The sequence below is a fragment of the Pseudomonas sichuanensis genome (assembly GCF_024749065.1).
Taxonomy (GTDB): Bacteria; Pseudomonadota; Gammaproteobacteria; order Pseudomonadales; family Pseudomonadaceae; genus Aquipseudomonas; species Aquipseudomonas sichuanensis.
Genome location: NZ_CP087185.1, coordinates 4,627,061 through 4,647,663, shown reverse-complemented (window position 1 = coordinate 4,647,663; position 20,603 = coordinate 4,627,061). Strand labels below are relative to the sequence as shown.

Sequence of the window (20,603 nt, the reverse complement as noted above, 5' to 3'; positions counted from 1 at the left end):
GTCCCTACCATGGGCCCTGCATCAAACATCTTCCCTTGACCCGCTTGATCGGACTACACAATGAACAAATACGCTCCTCTGCTTGCTCTGTGCGCAACCCTGCTCGGCAGTACTTCTGCCCTGGCGGCTTCCTCCACCGATGTCAGCGTTACCGGCATGATCACTCCGGCAGCCTGTACCCCTTCGCTGAGCGGTGCGGGCAGCTTCGATTTCGGCAAGATCTCCGCGCAGGACCTCAACCAGGACAAGATCACCAGCTTCAAGTCCGAGTTCCAGCGTCTGACCGTCGCCTGCAGTGCACCTACTCGCTTCGCGATTGATGGCGTTGATAACCGTTCCGGTACGGCGCATGTTGCGAACAGTTCGTATTTTGGCCTGGGGTTGAACGGTACCGAGAAGATCGGCGGCTTCATGATGGGGCTGCAGGCCGCCGGGATCACGGCTGATGGCAATACCGACGTTCAGCGCATGATCTCGGTCAACGGCGGTGCAAGCTGGATTCCCCGCAGCGACCAGGTCAGCTACCTGATCAACCGTGACATCGCTCGAGTGTTGCTGGGCTTTGGACGGCAAGGCGCTACCGAGCCTGCGCCAATCGGTACGCTGGCGGCTGACCTGCAGGTCACGATGAACATCGTCAAGGGCAGCGACCTCACCCTGACCGACGACATCAACATCGATGGCGCCGCCAGCATCGAGGTGACCTACCTGTGACCTCTGGGCAGACGAGGAGCGATCCTCGTCTGCCTCTGACCGTCTGCCGCAGCTCAGGGAAAGCGTCCACATGAAACCCACTTACTTGCTGCTGGTGCTCTGCGCTGCCATGGCACCGACCTCGTTCGCCCAGTCCTCGGCAGTGATCAATGTCACCGGCCTGATCACCCCGGCTGCCTGCGTGCCTTCACTCAGCGGCGATGGCAGCTTCGAATACGGCAAGATCGGCTCGATCGAACTGCACCCGGTACACCGTACGCAGTTCGTGTCGGCTCGTCAGCGCTTGTCGATCACCTGCCTGGCACCTACCCGCTTCGCCTTGCGCGGTATCGACGGGCGCGCAGGCTCGGCGCAGTGGCCTGTGCATGATCGGCATTTCGGCGTGGGCCTGCATGGCACGCAGAAAGTGGGTACCTACTTCGTGTTGTTCAAGTCCGAGGGGCTCACGCTAGATGGCAGCACCCAGGTCGCCAGGTTGAGAAGTGCCGACAACGGCGCCAGCTGGCAACTGGTGCCTACCGCGGACAGCCCGTTGCCCAACGATGGTGGCGCCGGTTTGATCGGCTTTGCCACGGTCGGGAGCCTGGAGCCGTCGGCGGCCCGCTCGCTGAACGCACTGATCGAAGTGGACATGCATCTGGCGCCAGGTGAGTCGCTGACACTGACCGACGAGGTGCCCATCGACGGTGCAGCCACCCTCGAGGTGGCCTACCTGTAAGGCCCTGGCAGTCCCTGAGCCGCAGCAAGACGGCAGGGCGAGGGCCCTTTTTTCACCCCCCCCCTATTTCACCCGGTTGCCCACGGGCGGCCGGGTCACGCCTGGAGTTAGCCGTGCCATTCATCCCGCGTTGTCTGTCCCACCCGCTGTTGGTCAGTCTGCTGGCCGTATCCGCGTCCTTGCCTGCCTGGGCGGACGGCATGATCCCCGAAACCTCTGTGGTCATCGTCAAGGAAGAAGACGGCGAAGCCTCCATCAAGGTGCGTAACAGCGACAACAGCACGGCGTTGCTGCACGTCACCTTGCAGGACCTGCCCGAAGACACAGAACCCTTGCTGTTTTTGTCGCAGCCGGTCTGGCGAGTGGATGCCGGCAAGGAGCAACTGGTGCGTTTCATCCTGCGCGGCGATAAGCCGTTGGTCACCCAGCGCCTGAAACGAGTGATCTTCGAAGGCATTGCGCAGTCGGCCGATGCCAAGGCGCAGGGCGTGGCCAAAGTCGGTGTCAGCCTGCGCCAGAACCTGCCGGTGATCATCCATCCCAAGGGGCTGGCGCTGAACCGCACGCCGTGGGTCGAGCTGCAGTGGCGCCTGGTCGACGGCAAGCTAAGCGTGCACAACGGCTCGCCCTACGTGGTACGTCTGGCCCAGGAGCTGCGTTTGCTGCCCAGCGGCCAGGCGGCCCGCCTGGGGCGCAGCTACGTACTGCCAGGCGACACACTGGACGTCGAAACCGATGGTGCCTTGCAAGGTGCACCGGTGACGGTTCGCTCGTTCCCGGCGACGGTCTACGGTTTTGCGGTGGATGCCCATGAAGCCGCTGTGCAGGCCGGTGGTGCCTGAGATGGGGCGGCCAATTGCCTGGCTTGGGCTGATGGTTTTCGTGGCGGGCGAAACGATGGCTGCCGAGCCTGTGGCGTTCGATGCCGAAGTGCTGCGGCTGCGCGGCATCGACCCGGCGCTGGCGGCCTATCTGGGTGAGACGGCGCGCTTCACTCCGGGCAGCCATCGGATCAGCCTGAGCGTTAACGACAAGCCCCGCGGGCGGGTCGAGGCGCGGTTTTCCAGCGATGGGCAACTGTGTTTCGATCAGCGTCTGCTGGATGCCGCAGGACTGCTGTCGCCCGCAGGCGAGGGTGTAGACCCTGACGCCTGTCAGAACTTTCTTGGCCAGTACCGCCAGGCGCAGGTCAACCTGGATCCACAGGCCGCGCGGGCCAGCTTGGTGGTGCCAACCCAGGCCCTGCGTCCGGTCGAGACGCGTCAGGACCTGTCGGCCTACCACACCGGCGGCATGGCCGGCATTTTCAACTACGAGCTTTCGGGCCTGCGTAACCGCTTCGAAGGGCGTAACAGCGATTACTGGTCGGCCAGCACCGAACTGGGTTTCAACGCCGGCGACTGGGTGGTGCGCAGTCACCAGATTCACACCGCCGTGGATGGCATGCGCCGTAGCGAGTTCCTCGATGCCTATGCTCAGCGCACCTTCGCCGAACTGGGCACGGTGTTCCAGGCCGGGCAGATCAACCTGGTCAACCCGGTGCTGGCCGGTGCACGGGTCGATGGCCTGCAACTGAGCACCGAGCAGGCTCTGGACGGCCCCACGCGGCGGGCTGCCATCGAAGGCATCGCACAGAGCCAGGCACGGGTCGAGGTACGTCAGGCAGGCGCGCTGATCTACTCGACCGTGGTGCCCGCCGGCCCCTTCGCGTTGGGCGATCTGCCGCACCTGGACCGTCTCACCGACCTTGAAGTGACGGTGATCGAAGCCGATGGCATGCAGCGCAGCTTCACGGTGCCGGCGGCCATGGTGGCCTTGGACATACCTGCCCCGGGTTTCAACCTGGGCCTGGGGCGTGTGCGGGAAAACGCCGATGTCGCCGCCGACCCTTGGGTGCTCAGCGCAGGCTGGACCCAGGGCCTGAGCCCGGTCACCACCCTGAGCAGCGGCGTGCTGATGGCCAGCGAATACGAGGCGGCAGGCCTGGGTGTGGGCCTGCAGCCTTGGTTGGGCTCGCAGGTGCAGTGGATGGTCCAGGCGGCCAGAGCACATGAGTCGGACTCGCGGGGGTTGCAGAGCCAGGTATCGTTTTCCCAGCAACTGACCCCGCAGTGGGCCATCAATGGTGCTTATACCCAGCAGACCCAAGGCTACCGTGACCTGCTGGACAGCTTTGCCCGTGACGACGATGCCTTCGTAGCGAGCCGCTTCAAGCACCAGTACAGCTTCGGCGTATCCTGGGCCCAGCCCTGGGTCGGCAGCCTCAGCGGCGGTTTTTCCCGGGCTGCGCTGCATGACGGCAGTGAATCCAGCCGCGCCTATGCCTCCTGGGGGCGGCGTTTCGCAGAGGTGTCGTTGTCGGCCAGCATGGAATGGAACCTGGGGGGCAGCAGCAACCTGGGCAATGCCGCCTACGTCAGTGTGAGCATGCCGTTGGGGCGTGAACGACGCTTGCGCGCTTCGCTGCGCGAGAGCGGTGGCGACAGCCGTCTGGGCCTGTCGATGCAGGAACGGGTCAGTGACACCCTGAGCTACCGCCTGGGCGCCGAGCGTGACAGCCGCGACCGCCTGGTGGACCTGAATGCCGGCCTGTCGGCCTTGCCACGCTACACCCAGGTGGACGTCAACTACGCCGGCTACGGCAAGGGCAACCGCAGTATCGGCCTGGGCATGCGCGGCGGTGTGGCGATGCACGGCGAAGGCATCACTTTCTCGCCCTACGCGGTGCAGGACACCTTTGCCCTGGTGTCGGTGGGCCAGTTGTCCGGGGTGAAGCTCGATACGCCGGCCGGGCCGACCTGGACCGACGGCGATGGCCAGGCGTTGGTGGCGCAACTGACCCCCTATGGCAGCAGCACCGTGGAAGTGCAGCCACGTTCGTTGCCGCGCAACGTCGACCTGGACAACGCTGTCGAGTTGGTCCAGGCCGGGCGCGGCGCAGTGCCACGCATCGATTTTCGCGTGACCAGCACGCGCCGGGCACTGCTGCAGGCCCGCGATCAGGCCGGCGAGCCCTTGCCGGGCGGGGCGATGGTCACCGATGGCGAGGGGCAGTTCGTCACGCTGGTGCAGGAGGGCGGGCTGGTGTTTGTCCATGGCCTGCAGGAGGCCCGACGGCTTTGGGTCAACCCGGTCGATGGCCCTGCGTGCGAACTGCAGTTCAGCTTGGCGCAGCAAGCGGATCTGGACGCCTATTTCGAATCCACCACGGCCCTGTGCCGCGTCCCTTGATGGAGCCCGCCATGCGCTCGTTTCGACGTTTTATTCCGGAATTGCTCGCCGCTGTCGGCCTGTTGCCGACGATCGGCCAGGCCGATGATTGCCAGGTAAGCCTCAGCCAGCCCCAGGCGGATTTCGGCCGCTTCAACCGCACCACCCTCATCAAGCATGCGCAAGAGCTCGAATTGGGCACGCGCAGTGTTGGCTTGACGGTGACCTGCGCACAGGCTCAGGACTTGTCGCTGTTCTTCCGTGCTGCGCAGCACAACGGTACAAGATTCGCCCTCGGCGACCAGGGCAGTTTCGCCGTGCGTCTGGACCAGGCGCTGCTCGATGGCGCCCCCGTGGAAGTGGGGCGGTTCAGCGCGCCCGGGCAGGCGCCGCAGGCCAGTGGCAGGGCGCTGGACTGGCTGCCGCAAACCTGGCTGGCGCCCCTGCGTGCCGGGCAGACCTTGCCAGGGCGGGTGTTCAGCGCCCGCCTGGAGGTGAAGGGCTGGGGCTTGCCGGCGATGCTGGGCCTGACCGATGCGCTGTCGCTGCGCGCTGCAGGCCAGGTTGAAGCCGCTGGCGGCAAGGGCCACCTGGATGTAATGGCGGCCATCGCACCCGTAGCCTGCACCCCGCAACTGGGCAATGGCGGGGTGGTGGACTTTGGCCGTATTCCCGCCCGGCAACTGCTGCAGGAGGCCGGCAGCCGCTGGCAGCGCAGCGTATCGCTGAGCGTGCATTGCGATGCGCCAACCCGTTTTGCCTTGAGTGCCCGTGACAACCGGTCAGCCAGCGTGCGGCACTTCCCGGGGCTGGTCGACCCCACGCTGCTGTTCGGTGTGGGCCGGACCCGTGCGGGGCAGGCGCTGGGTGCCTATGCGGTGTCGTTCGACAGTGTGCTGGCTGACGGGGCTTCGGTATCGGCGCTGCAGGCCCCGTTCGGCGCGCTGCAATGGCTTTCGCCCAGTGGCCCGGCCTACCTGGCACCTGATCGCCGCCTGCTCGGCTTCGCCCAAGGCAACGCCCGCCAGGCAGGCCCCACGGCGATGAGCCAACTCAACGCCAGCCTCGCGGTGGAGCTGTTCCTGCCGGCGGCCGGCGCCCTGAGCCTGAACGAGGAGGCACCCATCGATGGTGCCGCGACCCTTGAAATCATCTACCTCTAGGCACCACGACTCATAGGAAGCGAACACCATGAAACCCCAAGCCCTGACGATGCTGGCCCTGCTGATCGCACCCTGGGCTCATGCCCAATCGACCATCGAGCTGAACGTGCGCGGCAGTGTGACTCCCGCCTCTTGTACGCCGGCACTGACCAGCGGCGGGGTGGTGGATTTCGGCCGGATCTCGGTGCAGGACTTGAGCAAGACCCAGCGCACGATGCTCAAGCCCCGCCCCATCGGCCTGAGCATCAGCTGCGACGCGGCCACCCGCTTTGCCCTGCGCATGCGCGACAACCGCGACGGCAGCGCCCTGGTGAACAGTGGCATCTACTACGGCCTGGGGCTGGACAAGCGCGGCAACCGCATCGGCTTGTACGAGGTGCAGTTCGACCCCAGGCGCATCCAGGCCGATGCGCTGACCCAGGTGTATATCACCGACTCCACTACCGGCGGGCGCGGTTGGCATGCGGCCGACCTGCAGGTGGACCGGATCGGCAGCAACGACTTGCTGCTGGGGTTCAGCGACACCCTCGGCAGCACTGCCGGGCCGGTGCCGATCCGCGATCTCACCGCGACCTTGATGGTGCAGGTGGTGGTGGCGCCGACCGAATCGCTGGATACCAGCGACGATATTGCCTTTGACGGTGAGGGGACGATGGAGGTGGTGTACCTGTAAGCGCTGGCGCCGATACCGCGCAACGGTATCGGCGCCTCAGGCTCAGGCCTGGCCGGCGGTGGCCGGTTCGCTGGCCTCGGCGGGCTTGGGCAGCGAAGACAGGAAGGCCATGATCAGCGCCGCCAGATACGGCAGCGATTGCACCAGCAGCATGGCCACCCAGAAGCGCATGTCCGAGCTCGGCAGGCCCTGCACCAGGTAGATGCCGCCGGCTGCGCCCCACAGCAGGAGCATGATGAACAGCTCTTCCCGCGCTTCCGAGATGGCCACCAGCAGGCCATGGCTGTCGGCGTTCTTAGGCGTGCGGAAGAACGGCATGCTGCTGGTGAAGAAGCCGTACAGCACCGCCTTGGCGATGGTATGCGACAGCGCCAGGCCCGCCAGGGCCGCTGCGAAGGCATCCTTGAGGTTCACCCCCACCGCACGGCGGTAGAGGAACACGATCTTGCCGACCTTGAAGAAGAACAGCGCCAGCGGCGGGATGGCGAACATCATCAGTGGCGGGTCGACCCGGTGCGGCACGATGATCATCGCCGCCGACCATAGCAGCGCGCCGACGGTGAAGAAGATGTTCATGCCATCGGCGATCCACGGCAGCCACCCGGCCAGGAAGTGATAGCGCTGGCCGCGGGTCAGTTCGCTGTCCTTGCCGCGCAGCAGGGCGCTGGCATGGTGCTTGATGATCTGGATGGCGCCGTAGGCCCAGCGGAAACGCTGCTTCTTGAAGTCGATGAAGGTATCGGGCATCAGGCCCTTGCCATAGCTGTTGTGGGCGTAGGCGGCCGACAGGCCCTTCTCGAACACCCGCAGGCCCAGTTCGGCATCCTCGCAGATGCACCATTCGGCCCAGCCCAGCTCTTCGAGCACCGAGCGTCGGGTCATGGTCATGGTGCCGTGCTGGATGATCGCGTCACGGTCGTTGCGGGTGACCATGCCGATGTGGAAGAAGCCCTTGTACTCGCTGTAGCACAGCTTCTTGAAGGCGCTTTCATGCTGGTCGCGGTAGTCCTGGGGCGACTGCACCACGGCGATCTTCGGATCGGCGAAGTGCGGCACCATGTGCTTGAGCCAGTTGCGGTCGACGCAGTAGTCCGAGTCGATCACCGCGATCACCTCGGCGTCCTTGGCGGTATGCGGGATCAGGTAGTTGAGCGCGCCGCCCTTGAAGCCGGCCAGGGGCGCGACGTGGAAGAACTTGAAGCGCTCGCCGAGCTTTTCACAGTGGGCCTTGAGCGGCTCCCACACGGCCGGGTCCTTGGTGTTGTTGTCGATCACCAGCACTTCGTAGTCGGGGTAGTCCAGTGCGGCGAGGGCGTCGAGGGTCTGTTTGACCATCTCGGGCGGCTCGTTGTAGCACGGCACATGCACCGACACTTTCGGGCGATAGGCGCTGTCGGCGTGCACGGGCAGGAATTCGCGCCTGCGCTTGTGCGTCCACACGGCTTCGGCCAGTTCATGGGCCTCGGTCAGCAGCACGATGAACACACCCAGCGCACCCAGTGCCAGCAGCACGCCCACGGTCATGCTGAACCAGGTGCTGTACTGCTGGCTGTAGTCGTAGGCGATCCACACCAGCACCGACCCGCACAGGAAGGTAATGAACGTGAGGAAGGTGCGCCCGCGCTGGCGCAGCGCCGAGCCGTCGATGAACAGCACCATCAGGGCGATCATGGCCAGCACCACCGAGGCTACGGCAAGGGCGCGCCATTGCGGGATGGCGACGATCGGGCCTTCGAAGTTGAACTTCTGCTGGCGCTCGGCGTTGAACACGCCCCAGTACGCACCCACCGAGCCTTCGTCGCTGGCTTTCCACGGCTGGTCGTAGGCTTCGATGACGAAGTAGTTGTAGCCGCGGCGGTTGAGGGTATTGACCAGGGTGCGCAGGTAGATGGCCTGGTCGGCCTGGGTGGCGTCGGCGCCGCCGCGCATGCGGCCATTGCTCGGCCAGCCGACCTCCGAGAGCAGCAGCGGCTTGCGCGGGAACTGCTTGCGCAGCTCACGGGCGCGGTCGAGGACGAACTGCACCGAGTCCTTCATCGGCACGAACTCCCAGTAGGGCAGGATGTGCGCGGCGATCAGGTCGACATGCTTGGCAAGTTCGGGGTGTTCCTTCCAGATGTGCCACTGCTCGCTGGTGGTCACCGGCACTTTCACCGCCTTGCGCACGCGGTCGAGGTAGGCGATCAGTTCCTCGGGGGTGACCTCTTCGCGGAACAGCGCTTCGTTGCCCACCACCACCCGCACGACGCTGCGGGAGGTGTTGGCAATGCCGATGGCTTTTTCGATCTCGCGCTCGTTGCGCTCCAGGTCCTTGCTGATCCAGATGCCCAGGGTAACCCGCAGCCCCAGTTCCTCGGCCAGCCGCGGCACCTCGGCCTGGGTCCCTTCGACGGTATAGATGCGGATGTTGTCGGTCAGCTTGTTCAGCTGTTCCAGATCCTGGCGAATCTCGTCCTCGGTCGGGTACTGGCCCTTTTGCGGACTTTCACCGAGGCGGAACGGCGAATAGGAAAAGCCGGAGATCTGCTCCGGCCAGGCAGGGGCGGACACCGGGCGGTTGATGAGCGCCCAGAACCCGGTGAACAGCGCGGCGATGGCCAGGACCACCACCAGGTTGAGGCCGAATTTGCGTGATGACATAAGGGGTCGAGGTTCCGAAGCTGAGGGCGGGGCGGTGTCTCCGGTGCGTCGGTCCTACGCTTACCGAAGAAGGCAATCCGTTGGATTTTCAACAGAGGATGAAGTTCTGCGGCCGCCTGTTTGTCGTCCAGATCTTTTTGTCTGATAGGACATTAAAGCAGGCTTGGTAGGACACTTGCCAACGGCAGCCCTTAATCCAGGCGCTTGGCTTATACTGCGCGCCGATTTTCGAGGTATTGGCCTGGGGTACGAACATGAGCACAGAAGATCCACGCTTTGCCGGCGTCGCCCGGCTGTACGGCGATGACGGGCTGCAACGCCTGCGCCAGGCCCATGTGGCCATCGTCGGCATCGGCGGGGTGGGCTCGTGGGCGGCCGAGGCCCTGGCACGCAGCGGCGTGGGTGAGATCAGCCTGTTCGACCTCGACGATGTCTGCGTCAGCAACACCAACCGCCAGGCCCATGCCCTGGACGGCCAAGTGGGGCGGCCCAAGGTCGAGGTGATGGCCGAACGCCTGCGGGCGATCAACCCGGCCTGCACGGTGCATGCGGTGGCCGACTTCGTCACCCGCGAGACCATGGCCGAGTACATCACCGAACAGATGGATTGCGTGATCGACTGCATCGACAGCGTGATGGCCAAGGCCGCGCTGATTGCCTGGTGCAAGCGGCGCAAGATCGCCATCATCACCACAGGTGGCGCGGGAGGGCAGATCGACCCGACGCGCATCCAGGTTGGCGACCTGAACAAGACCTTCAACGACCCGCTGGCTTCGCGGGTGCGCTCGACCCTGCGCCGGGACTACAACTTCTCGCGCAATACCAGCCGCAATTACCAGGTGCCCTGCGTGTTCTCCAGCGAACAGCTGCGCTACCCCAAGGGCGACGGCAGCGTGTGCCTGCAGAAGAGCTTCGTCGGTGAGGGCGTACGCTTGGATTGTTCGGGCGGTTTTGGCGCGGTGATGATGGTGACCGCGACGTTCGGCATGGTGGCGGCGAGCAAGGCGGTGGAGAAGCTGGTTGCCGGCGCGCGGCGGCCGGCGGAGCGGGTCAAGGCAGAATAGGCGGCGTTTGCTTCTTCGCGGGTAAACCCGCTCCCACAGGTGCGTGCGTGCCGCAAAGCCGGCGCAAAACCTGTGGGAGCGGGTTTACCTGCGAAGAAGGCGCCACCGATTCACCGGTTGGAGGCGAGCTCAGCCATCCGCTGCAACACCGCATGCAACCCATTGCTGCGCGATGGCGACAGCTGGCGCTCCAGCCCCAGTTGGCTGAACCAGCCGCCCAGAGCCACTTTGGCCAATTCATCACTGGCCAGCCCCTGTACCCTGACCAGCAACAGCGCCAGCAAACCGCGTAACAGCCGCGCATCGCTGCTGGCCTTGAACCGCCACTGGCCGTCCTCCTGCAGGGCCACCAGCCACACCAGGCTCTCGCACCCATGCACCCGGTTGGCCTCGGTTTTCTCACTGTCGTCCAGCGCCTCCAGCCGATCCCCCCACTGCATCAGCAGCCTTGCCCGCTGCTCCCAGCCGCGCGCCTGCTCGAAACTCTCCAGCGCCTGGCTGGCTTCTGGCGACAGGCTCATCGCAGCAGCCCCAGGCCTTGGTCCAGCGCGTCGAAGAAGCGCTGCAGGTCATCGCTGTCGTTGTACAGCCCCAGCGATACGCGGATCGCTCCCTCCAGCCCCATGCCCTTGAGCAACGGCATGGCGCAATGATGCCCGGCACGCACGGCAATGCCCTGTTCGGTCAGCAGGTGGGCGATGTCGGCGTTGTGCACACCTTCGATGATGAAGCTGGCCAGCGCTGCCTGTGGTGAACCCAGCAGGCGAATACCTTCGCGATCCCCCAGGCCCCGCAGCAGTTGCTGGTGCAGACCGGCTTCATGGCGGGCGACGGCCTCGCCATCGAGGCTGGCCAGGTAATCCAGGGTAGCCCCCAGGGCGATCACACTGGCGATGGGCGGCGTACCGGCCTCGAAGCCCAGCGGCGCGGGGCGGAAACTGGCGCTCTGGTACTCGGCCAGTTGCACCATTTCGCCACCGAACTGCCAGTGGCGCAGCAGCGCCAGGGCCTGGTGGCGGCCATACAGCACGCCGACACCGTCGGGGCCGTACAGTTTGTGGCTGGAGAACACGTAGAAGTCGCAGCCCAGTTGCTGCACATCGTGGCGGCCATGCACCACGCCCTGGGCGCCATCGACCACGGTCAGCGCGCCCTGAGCCTGGGCGTGCGCCAGCAGCGGGGCCAGGGGTTGCCAGGTGCCGAGCACGTTGGACAGTTGGCTGATGGCGAGCAGGCGAGTCCGTGGGCCGATCAACTGCAGGGCCTGGTCCAGATCGACATGGCCGTGTTCATTCACCGGCAACACCACCAGGCGCAGTTGACGACGTTGCGCCAGCTGCTGCCAGGGCAGCAGGTTGGCGTGGTGCTCCAGGGCGCTGACGGCAATCTCGTCGCCGGCCTCGAAGCGGTGCTCCAGGCCATAGGCCAGCAGGTTCAGGGCTGAAGTGGCGCCATGGGTGAAGACGATCTGCCGTGAGTCGGCGGCATTGAGCCAGGCGCAGGCTTTGTCACGGCTGGCTTCGAAGGCTTGGGTGGCAAGGGCGCCCGGCAGGTGCTGGGCACGGTGCACGTTGGCCGCGCCATGGCCGTAATAGTGGCTCAGGGCGTCGAGCAGGGCCTGCGGCTTCTGCGTGGTGGCGGCGCTGTCCAGGTAGGTCTGGTGCTGGCGTTGCAGGGCGGCAATGGCGGGGAAGTCGGCACGCCAGGGGGAGGGCTGGAACATGTTCGCGGGGCCTGGAATGAAAAATCGGGGCGGGCCTTGCGGCCAGCCCCGATCTTATCACTTCGAACTCGCAGGTTCTCAGTTGTGGGCGTGCAGCGCCTCGTTCAGCTCGATGGCCGACTTGTGGGTTTTGCACTCCACTGCGCCGTTGAGCGAATTGCGGCGGAACAGCAGGTCGGTCTGGCCGGCCAGGTCACGGGCCTTGACCACCTTGACCAGCTGGTTGTTCTCGTCCAGCAGGTTCACCTTGGTACCGGCGGTGATGTACAGGCCGGCTTCCACGGTGTTGCGATCACCCAGCGGGATGCCGATACCGGCGTTGGCGCCGATCAGGCAGCCTTCGCCGACCTTGATGACGATGTTGCCGCCACCGGACAGGGTGCCCATGGTCGAGCAGCCGCCGCCCAGGTCCGAGCCCTTGCCGACGAATACGCCAGCGGAGACGCGGCCTTCGATCATGCCCGGGCCTTCGGTGCCGGCGTTAAAGTTGACGAAGCCTTCGTGCATGATGGTGGTGGCTTCGCCGATGTAGGCGCCCAGGCGCACACGGGCGGCATCGGCGATGCGCACGCCGGCCGGCACGACGTAGTCGGTCATCTTCGGGAACTTGTCCACCGAGAACACTTCCAGTAGTTCGCCCTTCAGGCGCGCTTCCAGTTGCAGCTCGGCCAGCTCGGCCAGATCGACCGCGCCCTGGTTGGTCCAGGCCACGTTCGGCAGCAGCGGGAAGATGCCGGCCAGCGAGACACCGTGTGGCTTGACTAGGCGGTGCGACAGCAGGTGCAGCTTGAGGTACGCCTCTGGGGTGGACGCCAGGGCACCGTCTTCGGCCAGCACGGTGGCGACCAGCGGCTTGTGGCTCTCGGCCAGGCGGGTCAGCAAGGCGGCCTGGGTGGCATCGACGCCTTTCAGGGCCTCGGCCAGTTGCGCGGCCTGGGCATTGCTGAAGGCGATGGCCTGGTTGCCACCTTCATAGCCAAGGATCGGCGCGATGGCGGCGACCAGCTCGGCGGATGGGTTGAGCAAAGGCTGCGCGTAGAAGACTTCCAGCCAGGCGCCCTGGCGGTTCTGGGTGCCGACACCGAAGGCCAGGCTGAACAGGGTATTGGACATGTGATTACCTCGTGCGAAATAGGGTAGGGGCTCAGGCCAGGGCAGCGGCGTACAGGTCGGGCTTGAAGCCGACCAGGGTACGCGCGCCAAGGTCCAGCACCGGGCGTTTGATCATCGACGGCTGTGCCAGCATCAGCTCGACGGCCTTGGCCTGGTCGAGGTCTGCCTTGCTGGCGTCGTCCAGCTTGCGGAAGGTGGTGCCGGCACGGTTGAGGATGACTTCCCAGCCGTGCTCGTCGCACCAGCGGTTCAAGCTGTCACGGTCGATGCCTTGGGTTTTGTAATCGTGGAATTCGTAGGCGATGGCCTTGTCTTCGAGCCAGGTACGCGCCTTTTTCATGGTGTCGCAGGCTTTGATGCCGTAGAGAGTGTAAGCCATTGAATGCCTGGGGCTGCCGGGCCTGGCCGGGCGTCCCCGATGCTCCTTGAAGACTGGGTGGGGGCGATTATGCGGTATCAAGGATGCTGGCGCCACGGCTGCGGGCCAGATGGCACGGCTTGAGGTGTGTCATTCGCGTGTGGGTAGCATTGTGTTACATATTCTTGGCCTGGCTGCGACTATTGTGGAGCGGTCCAGCATAGCCGGTCGCCGCTAACATATTGTTTCAATGGCGATGTTTCGCCCCGCTGTCGTTTTTCGATTAACAGGAAGCTTGCCGATGCAGTCAGCCTATACCGTCCTAATCCTGCTGATGCTGGTGAGCCTGTCGAAACTGGTGGGGCGCGTGGTGCCGCTGCCGTTGCCGTTGGTGCAGATCGGCGCAGGTGCCTTGCTGGCCTGGCCCACCCTGGGCCTGCACGTGGCGCTGGACCCGGAACTGTTCCTGTTCCTGTTCTTGCCGCCGCTGCTGTTCGCCGATGGCTGGCGCATGCCCAAGCGCGAACTGTGGCGCATCCGCGGGCCGGTGGTGGCGCTGGCGGTGGGGCTGGTGTTGTTCACCGTGGTCGGCGCCGGTTACTTCATCCACTGGTTGCTGCCGAGTATCCCGTTGGCCGTTGCCTTCGCCCTGGCGGCGGTGTTGTCGCCCACCGATGCCGTGGCGGTCTCGGCCATCGCCCAGGACCGTTTGCCCACGCCGCTGATGCACATGCTCCAGGGCGAGGCGCTGATGAACGACGCCTCGGGTCTGGTGACTTTCAAGTTTGCCCTGGTCGCGGCCATCACCGGGGTGTTCTCCCTGACCGAAGCCAGCCTTACCTTCGTCCTTGTCGCCCTTGGCGGCCTGGCGGTGGGGGTGGTTCTGAGCTGGCTGGTGGGGCGTCTGCGCATGTGGATGATCACCCGCGGCTGGGACGACCCGGCCACCCACGTGGTGTTCATGTTGCTGTTGCCGTTCGCCGCCTATGTGCTGGCCGAGCGCCTTGGGGTGTCGGGCATTCTTTCGGCGGTGGCCGCCGGCATGATGCAGAGCTGGCTCGACCTGCTGCCACGCCAGACCAGCACGCGCCTGCTCAATCGCAGTGTCTGGTCGTTGCTCGAATTCGCCTTCAATGGCCTGATCTTCCTGCTGCTGGGCCTGCAATTGCCGGACATCATCAAGGCGGTGGTCAGCCACGAGCCGACCGTCTGGCCGGCGTTAGCCTGGCGCTGTCTGGACGTGCTGGCGATTTTCGCCGCGCTTGTGTTGCTGCGCTTCGTCTGGGTGCAGAGCATCTGGCGTGCCATCGGCGTGGTGCGGCGCTGGCGCGGCAGGCCGGCGCTGGTGCTGATGCCGACCGCGCGGTCGTGCTGGCTGTTGACCTTGGGTGGGGTACGCGGGGCGGTGACCCTGGCCGGCGTGATGTCGATTCCGTTGCTGATCGGCGCCGGCCAGGCCTTCCCTGAGCGTGACCTGCTGATCTTCATTGCCGCCGGGGTGATCCTGTTGTCGCTGGTCAGTGCCGTGATTGCCTTGCCCATCCTGCTGCGCGGCGTTACTCGGAGCCCGGATGAGCGGCTGCATCAAGAGGTGCAGGAAGCCTGGAGACGCACCGCCGAGGCGGCGATCCATGCCCTGGAGGCCGAAGAAGTGATCGACGCCAGCGCCCCCCAGGATGCGACGCAGGCGACCCTGGCCACCGAACTCAAGGCACGGCTTATGGCCGAATATCGGGATGAACTCGACAGTTACAACGACAGCGCCGAGGCCCGTGCCCTGGCCGAGCAGATGGATCTGCTGGAGCGTCGTTTACGGTTGCGTGCGCTGCGGGCGCAGCGGCTGGAGTTGTACAACCTGCATCGCCAGCACCTGGTGGGGGATGAAGTGGTGCGCCAGGTGCTCGGCGAGCTTGATCTGAGCGAGGCCAATCTTGGCCAGGTCAGGTAACGCAACGCTTTGCGTGACGCTTCTGGCGCGGATCGAAGCGCAGGCGAACCAGGCCAATGCCGGGTGCGCCAGGTGCCTCGGGTAGCCTGCCTGGCAGGCGGGCAACCTGGGCGTCAGTCAGATGCAATACGCTCATGTGCGGCGGCAGCCGTTCTGACCTGGCGCTGGGTAGAGCAGGCGCATGAAGCGTTTGTCTTTCTGGCTGAGCTTGGTGTTCTGCCCAACTTCCCAATTGCCCCAGGTATGCGCCTGCCGGATGGGGTAGTGCATGATCGACTCTACGTCGTAGGGCAGCAGCGGTTGTACGTCGTCTTCGGCAAGGGGCAGGAACTGAGTGGTGAGCTCTGTCTCGATGGCGGTCAGCAACTCTTGCGGATCTTTCTGCTCCTGGCTCAGGGCTTGTGCCAACCCTTGGCTCAAGGCGTCGAGGTTCCATGGAATATGGGCATGAGGATGTTGATGCTCGTGCTCCATGCCCAGTGCATGACCAAATTCATGCAGCACGATCTGGTCGAACTGGGGGTCGGACAGGCTTACCCCTAACGCCATGCTGGCGCCCGTAACCCATTGGGAGTCGCGTCCCAGCAAGCTGTAGTTGACGTTTTCGGCCACGTCGGTGCGGATGCGGATTTCGGCGCGATCATCGTTGTCGTCGACGAGTTCGAACTGCAGGTATGCATGTTCGAGCCATTGGCTGGCCGTCTGGAAAACCGCCCGTTTCAGCCACGGATCAGGGGTGCCCGTGAAGGATATCCTGAGCGTTTGCCCGGGTTGCCAGAAGGTCGAGTGGGCGCCCAGGGAGCGTTTTTTGCGGATGCCGGAGGTTGCAGGCCCTGCGTGCAGTTTCTCGCGCAGGCGGTAGAGCGTGTTGGCCAGAAGTACATCGGTCATCGGTAAGCGCCTTTTCGATTGAATGGAGGCGCACTATCCGGTTTGGCGGTCGGGCAAGAGCGGTACATATCGCTGGGGGATATCTGACCGGACGCGCCTTGCCCAACGGTGGGTATTTCAGGTTGGACAAGCCAGCCGGGCAGCCCGGGGCGTGGCACCTCGTCGAGCGGCGCAGGTGCCACGATGGCGCAATGCCCAAAGCCGTATCAGTGCGGGTAGGCCATGCGCATGAAGGCTTTGTCCTTCTCGCTGACCTGTGAATTGATGTTCACCTGCCAGTCGCCCAGGGAGCGTTTCTGGCGGTGGTGATGGGCAGGGCCGTGGGCACTGCAGTTGATGAGTTCGATCATGCTCTGGACTCCTGGTTGAAGGAGGCCAGAGCATTGGTCAAGGCCGTGCAGGCCATGCATTAGTTATGTCTTGGGTGGAGGGCAGGCCATCCCGGTGTTCAGCGCTTGCTCAGGAACGCGCGGATCCGCTCGGCCGCCTCGATGCATTCGGCCAGCGGCGCGACCAGCGCCATGCGCACGCGCCCGGCACCCGGGTTGACGCCATCCACTTCACGGGACAGGTACGAACCCGGTACCACGGTCACGTGCTCGGCTTCGAACAGGTCGCGGGTGAAGGCGGCATCGTCGTTACCCGGTACCTTGGCCCACAGGTAGAAGCTGCCGTCGGGGCGCTGAACGTCCATCACCGGCTGCAGGATGTCGAGCACGGCATCGTACTTGGCGCGGTACTGGTCGCGGTTCTCGCGCACATGGGCCTCGTCCTGCCAGGCGGCGACGCTGGCCAGTTGGGTCTGCACCGGCATGGCGCAGCCGTGGTAGGTGCGGTACAGCAAGAACGGCTTGATGATGCTGGCATCGCCGGCGACGAAGCCCGAGCGCAGGCCTGGCAGGTTGGAGCGCTTGGACAGGCTGTGGAACACCACGCAGCGCTTGAAGTCACTACGGCCAAGCTCGGCGCATGCGCTCAGCAGGCCGGGTGGCGGTGCGTCTTCGTCGAAGTACAGCTCGCTGTAGCACTCGTCGGCAGCGATCACGAAATCGTGCTCGTCGGCCAGGGCGATCAGCTTCTTCAGGGTGTCCATCGGCACCAGCGCGCCGGTGGGGTTGCCCGGCGAGCACAGGAACAGGATCTGGCAGCGCTTCCACACATCGGCCGGCACGGCGTCGAAGTCGGGGTTGAAGCCATTGTCTTCCAGGCACGGCAGGTAATGTGGGGTGGCGCCGGCCAGCAGCGCCGCGCCTTCGTAGATCTGGTAGAACGGGTTGGGGCTGACCACCAGGCCGTCATCGGCACGGTTGACCACGGCCTGGGTGAAGGCGAACAGTGCCTCGCGAGTGCCGTTGACCGGCAGGATATGGCGGTCGGCATCGAGCCAGCCGGCCGGTACGCCGAAACGCCGCTCACACCACTGGCCAATGGCCTGGCGCAGGGCGGGCAGGCCGATGGTGCTTGGGTACACCGCCAGCTTGTCGAGGTTGTCGGCCATGGCTTGGGCGACGAATGCCGGCGATGCATGCTTCGGCTCACCGATCGACAGGGCGATGGCACGTTTGTCCGCTGCCGGTTGTACGGTGCCCAGCAGGGCGCGCAGTTTCTCGAACGGGTAGGGCTGAAGCTGGGTCAAGGCATGGTTCATCGGCGCAAGGTCTCGTAATCGTCAAAAGGTCATGCGGGTAGGGCTGGCGTCGCTGGCCTGGCCGGCCTGCAGCTGCTGGACGATGGCTTCCTGCAGGCGGCTGCACAGCTGCGGGTCGGACAGCGGCTGGTTGTCGGCATCGGTGATGAAAAACACGTCTTCCACGCGTTCGCCCAGGGTGGCGATCTTGGCGTTCTGCAGCGACAGGTCGAACTCCAGGAAGATCCGCCCGATCCGTGCCAGCAGGCCGGGGCGGTCAGGGGCGGTGATCTCGAGGATGGTCACCGGGCGCTGGGCGTCGTTGAGGATGGTCACCTGGGGTGGAAAGTCGAAATGCTTGAGCTGGCGCGGCACCCGGCGCTGGATGATGGTCGGGTAGTCTTCAGGGTTGCGCAGGGCTTCGGTCAGGCCGTCGCGGATCTGTTTGACCCGCTGCGGGTTGTCGCCGATCGAGCCGCCGTCGTTGTCGAGCACGATGTAGGTGTCGAGGGTGAACTGGCTGCTCGAGGTGATGATGCGCGCGTCGTGGATGTTCAGGTTGAGCTGCGACATCGCGGCTACGGTCACGGCGAAGAAGTCGTGCTGGTCGGGGGCGTAGATGAAGATCTGCGTGCCGCCCTCGAACTCGCGCTGGGTGGTCTCCTTGATCAGCACCAGCGGGCCGCCATCGGCCGGCTGCTGGAGGATCGCGTCGGAATGCCAGGCCACGTCGGCGGCATTGTGCTTGAGGAAATAATCGTCACCCAGCTGCGACCAGAGCTGCTCCACGTCGTCCGGATCGGTGCCTTCGCGCACCAGGATGTCCAGTGCTGCGGTTTGTGTCTGACGAATCTGCTCTTCGCGGTCCAGCGGGTTTTCCAGGCCGCGGCGCAGCGCGCGCTTGGTCTCGGTGTAGAGCTGGCGCAGCAGGCTGGCGCGCCAGGAGTTCCACAGGCTGGGGTTGGTGGCATTGATGTCGGCCACGGTCAGCACGTAGAGGTAGTCCAGGCGTGTCTCGTCGCCGACATGCAGGGCGAAATCGTTGATCACCTGTGGGTCGGAGAGGTCCTTGCGCTGGGCGGTGGTGGACATCACCAGGTGGTTCAGCACCAGCCAGACGATCAGGCGGCTGTCCCAGGCGGGTAGCTGGTGGCGTTCGCAGAACGCTTGCGCGTCTACGGCGCCCAGCTCGGAGTGGTCGCCCTGGCGGCCTTTGCCGATGTCATGGTAAAGCCCGGCCAGGTAGATCAGCTCGGGCTTGGGCAGGCGGCCCATGAGCTTGCTGGCCAGCGGGAATTTTTCCGACACCGGGGTGTACTGCAGTTTGCGCAGGTGCTTGATCAGGTTGAGGGTGTGCGCGTCGACCGTATAGATGTGGAACAGGTCGTGCTGCATCTGCCCGACGATCAGGCCGAATTCCGGCAGGTAGCGGCCAAGAATGCCGTAACGGTTCATCCGGCGCAGGTTGCGGTGGATGCCGATCTCGCACTTGAACAGCTCGATGAACAGGCTGGTATTGCGAATGTCGTGGCGGAACTTGTCGTCGATCAGGTGACGGTGTTCGCGCAGCAGTCGCACGGTATCGGCGCGTACCCCCTTGATTTCGGGGTGCTGGGCCATCAGCACGAAGATCTCGAGCATGGCGAAGGGTGTACGGCGGAACACGTTGGGGCTTACGGCTTCTATATAGCCGTCGTGCAGGCGGAAGCGGGCATTGAGCGGTGTGGTGCTGCCACTGTCGTCATCGGCGAGGATCACTTCCTCGAAGTGCTGGATGATCAGGTCGCACAACTGGCTGATGCTCATCACCACCCGGTAGTACTGCTGCATGAACTGCTCGATGGCGCGCTTGGGGTTTTCGTCGCTGTAGCCCAACAACGTGGCGATGCTGCGCTGGTGGTCGAACAAAAGGCGATCTTCGGCGCGCCCGGCGAGCATGTGCAGGGCGTAGCGCACGCGCCAGAGGAAGGCCTGCGACGAGGCCAGCAATTCGTTCTCGCTCTCCAGCAGGAAGCCTTCGCCGGCCAGCGCGTGCAGGTTCAGGGTGCCGTACTGGCGGCGAGCCACCCACAGTACGGTCTGGATGTCGCGCAGCCCGCCTGGCCCACCTTTGACATTGGGCTCGAGGTTGTACTCGGTGTCGTTGTATTTGTGGTGGCGCGCCTTGAGTTCGGCGCGCTTGGCCAGGAAGAACTCCTTGCTCGGCCACATGTGCGCGGTGCTGGTGACTTCCAGCATGCGCTGGCGCAGCGACTCGGGCCCGGCAATGGTGCGGCTTTCCATCAGGTTGGTGATGACCGTGAGGTCGGCCCGGGCCTGCTCGGCGCACTCGTCCACGGTGCGCACGCTCTGGCCGACTTCCAGGCCGATGTCCCACAGCAGGGTGAGGAAGCGTTCGATGGCGTCGCGGTACTGCTCGTGCTCGGCGGCGTCGAGCAGGATCAGCAGGTCGATGTCCGACCAGGGGTGCAGCTCGCCACGCCCATAGCCGCCAACCGCCACCAGGGCGATGCCGTCCGCTTGCCCCCAGGTGAACTGGTGCCAGGCCTGCTGCAGGATATTGTCGACGAACCAGGCGCGGTCCTCGATCAGCCGGCGAATCTCGCGGCCTTCACGGAAACGCTTGTCGAGCACCTCGCCGGCCATGCGAATGGCTTTCTTGAAAGCGGCGATGGGGCTTGCCTTGAGGGCCAGTTCCGCCTGGAACTGGCCACGGTCGAACAGCTCGGGATCCACCTGGGGCATCGAGTCGCGTTCCTGT

General features: G+C 64.9%; 17 protein-coding genes. 8 read left to right on the top strand and 9 right to left on the bottom strand.

Features of this window, described 5'->3' with window-relative positions; translation table 11 throughout:
- The first annotated feature begins 60 nt into the window (after positions 1 to 60).
- The 6 genes from LOY51_RS21055 (at position 61) to LOY51_RS21030 (ending at position 6,478) form a co-directional block, all read left to right on the top strand.
- Positions 61 to 714, top strand: coding sequence for a DUF1120 domain-containing protein (locus tag LOY51_RS21055; protein WP_125859928.1), 654 nt, complete (start codon positions 61 to 63; stop codon positions 712 to 714).
- A 70-nt stretch (positions 715 to 784) separates the two neighbouring features.
- Positions 785 to 1,432, top strand: a complete 648-nt coding sequence (locus tag LOY51_RS21050; RefSeq protein WP_125859926.1) for a DUF1120 domain-containing protein — start codon at positions 785 to 787, stop codon at positions 1,430 to 1,432.
- 113 nt (positions 1,433 to 1,545) lie between these two features.
- A complete protein-coding gene (locus tag LOY51_RS21045; protein ID WP_258642904.1) occupies positions 1,546 to 2,274 on the top strand; it encodes a fimbria/pilus chaperone family protein in 729 nt (242 codons plus the stop codon).
- A 55-nt stretch (positions 2,275 to 2,329) separates the two neighbouring features.
- A complete protein-coding gene (locus tag LOY51_RS21040) occupies positions 2,330 to 4,663 on the top strand; it encodes a fimbria/pilus outer membrane usher protein (RefSeq protein ID WP_258642902.1) in 2,334 nt (777 codons plus the stop codon).
- Positions 4,664 to 4,674: 11 nt separating this feature from the next.
- A complete protein-coding gene (locus LOY51_RS21035; RefSeq protein WP_258642900.1) occupies positions 4,675 to 5,805 on the top strand; it encodes a DUF1120 domain-containing protein in 1,131 nt (376 codons plus the stop codon).
- A gap of 28 nt (positions 5,806 to 5,833) precedes the next feature.
- A complete protein-coding gene (locus tag LOY51_RS21030; RefSeq protein ID WP_125859922.1) occupies positions 5,834 to 6,478 on the top strand; it encodes a DUF1120 domain-containing protein in 645 nt (214 codons plus the stop codon).
- Between the two features lie 42 nt (positions 6,479 to 6,520).
- Here the strand turns inward: LOY51_RS21030 and LOY51_RS21025 are convergent, their stop codons facing one another.
- On the bottom strand, positions 6,521 to 9,118 hold the full coding sequence (locus LOY51_RS21025; protein ID WP_125859920.1) for a glycosyltransferase: 2,598 nt from the start codon (positions 9,116 to 9,118) through the stop codon (positions 6,521 to 6,523).
- A 254-nt stretch (positions 9,119 to 9,372) separates the two neighbouring features.
- Between LOY51_RS21025 and tcdA the strand changes: the two genes are divergently transcribed.
- On the top strand, positions 9,373 to 10,182 hold the full coding sequence (gene tcdA, locus LOY51_RS21020) for a tRNA cyclic N6-threonylcarbamoyladenosine(37) synthase TcdA (RefSeq protein WP_258642897.1): 810 nt from the start codon (positions 9,373 to 9,375) through the stop codon (positions 10,180 to 10,182).
- Between the two features lie 110 nt (positions 10,183 to 10,292).
- Here tcdA and LOY51_RS21015 read toward each other — a convergent pair whose 3' ends face one another.
- The 4 genes from LOY51_RS21015 to LOY51_RS21000 all read right to left on the bottom strand — a co-directional run bounded on the left by LOY51_RS21015 (position 10,293) and on the right by LOY51_RS21000 (position 13,397).
- On the bottom strand, positions 10,293 to 10,703 hold the full coding sequence (locus LOY51_RS21015) for a SufE family protein (protein ID WP_125859916.1): 411 nt from the start codon (positions 10,701 to 10,703) through the stop codon (positions 10,293 to 10,295).
- The gene (locus tag LOY51_RS21010) at positions 10,700 to 11,905 is read right to left on the bottom strand and encodes an aminotransferase class V-fold PLP-dependent enzyme (protein WP_125859914.1); all 1,206 of its coding nucleotides are present in this window, start codon (positions 11,903 to 11,905) and stop codon (positions 10,700 to 10,702) included. Before LOY51_RS21010 ends, LOY51_RS21015 begins: the two co-directional genes overlap by 4 nt.
- Before the next feature lie 78 nt (positions 11,906 to 11,983).
- Entirely contained in the window at positions 11,984 to 13,018 is a 1,035-nt protein-coding gene (gene dapD, locus LOY51_RS21005; RefSeq protein WP_258642894.1) for a 2,3,4,5-tetrahydropyridine-2,6-dicarboxylate N-succinyltransferase, read from the bottom strand.
- A 31-nt stretch (positions 13,019 to 13,049) separates the two neighbouring features.
- Positions 13,050 to 13,397 carry an ArsC family reductase gene (locus LOY51_RS21000; RefSeq protein ID WP_125465221.1) on the bottom strand — a complete coding sequence of 116 codons (348 nt, stop codon included), beginning with the start codon at positions 13,395 to 13,397 and terminating at the stop codon, positions 13,050 to 13,052.
- A gap of 280 nt (positions 13,398 to 13,677) precedes the next feature.
- Between LOY51_RS21000 and LOY51_RS20995 the strand changes: the two genes are divergently transcribed.
- Entirely contained in the window at positions 13,678 to 15,324 is a 1,647-nt protein-coding gene (locus LOY51_RS20995) for a Na+/H+ antiporter (protein ID WP_125859912.1), read from the top strand.
- 132 nt (positions 15,325 to 15,456) lie between these two features.
- Here the strand turns inward: LOY51_RS20995 and LOY51_RS20990 are convergent, their stop codons facing one another.
- The 4 genes from LOY51_RS20990 to LOY51_RS20975 form a co-directional block, all read right to left on the bottom strand.
- Positions 15,457 to 16,215, bottom strand: a complete 759-nt coding sequence (locus tag LOY51_RS20990; RefSeq protein WP_258642893.1) for a M12 family metallopeptidase — start codon at positions 16,213 to 16,215, stop codon at positions 15,457 to 15,459.
- Between the two features lie 206 nt (positions 16,216 to 16,421).
- Positions 16,422 to 16,565, bottom strand: coding sequence for a hypothetical protein (locus tag LOY51_RS20985; protein ID WP_189654489.1), 144 nt, complete (start codon positions 16,563 to 16,565; stop codon positions 16,422 to 16,424).
- A 98-nt stretch (positions 16,566 to 16,663) separates the two neighbouring features.
- Entirely contained in the window at positions 16,664 to 17,863 is a 1,200-nt protein-coding gene (gene dapC / locus LOY51_RS20980; RefSeq protein ID WP_125859908.1) for a succinyldiaminopimelate transaminase, read from the bottom strand.
- A gap of 21 nt (positions 17,864 to 17,884) precedes the next feature.
- The gene (locus LOY51_RS20975; protein WP_125859906.1) at positions 17,885 to 20,587 is read right to left on the bottom strand and encodes a [protein-PII] uridylyltransferase; all 2,703 of its coding nucleotides are present in this window, start codon (positions 20,585 to 20,587) and stop codon (positions 17,885 to 17,887) included.
- Between the last annotated feature and the right edge of the window lie 16 nt (positions 20,588 to 20,603).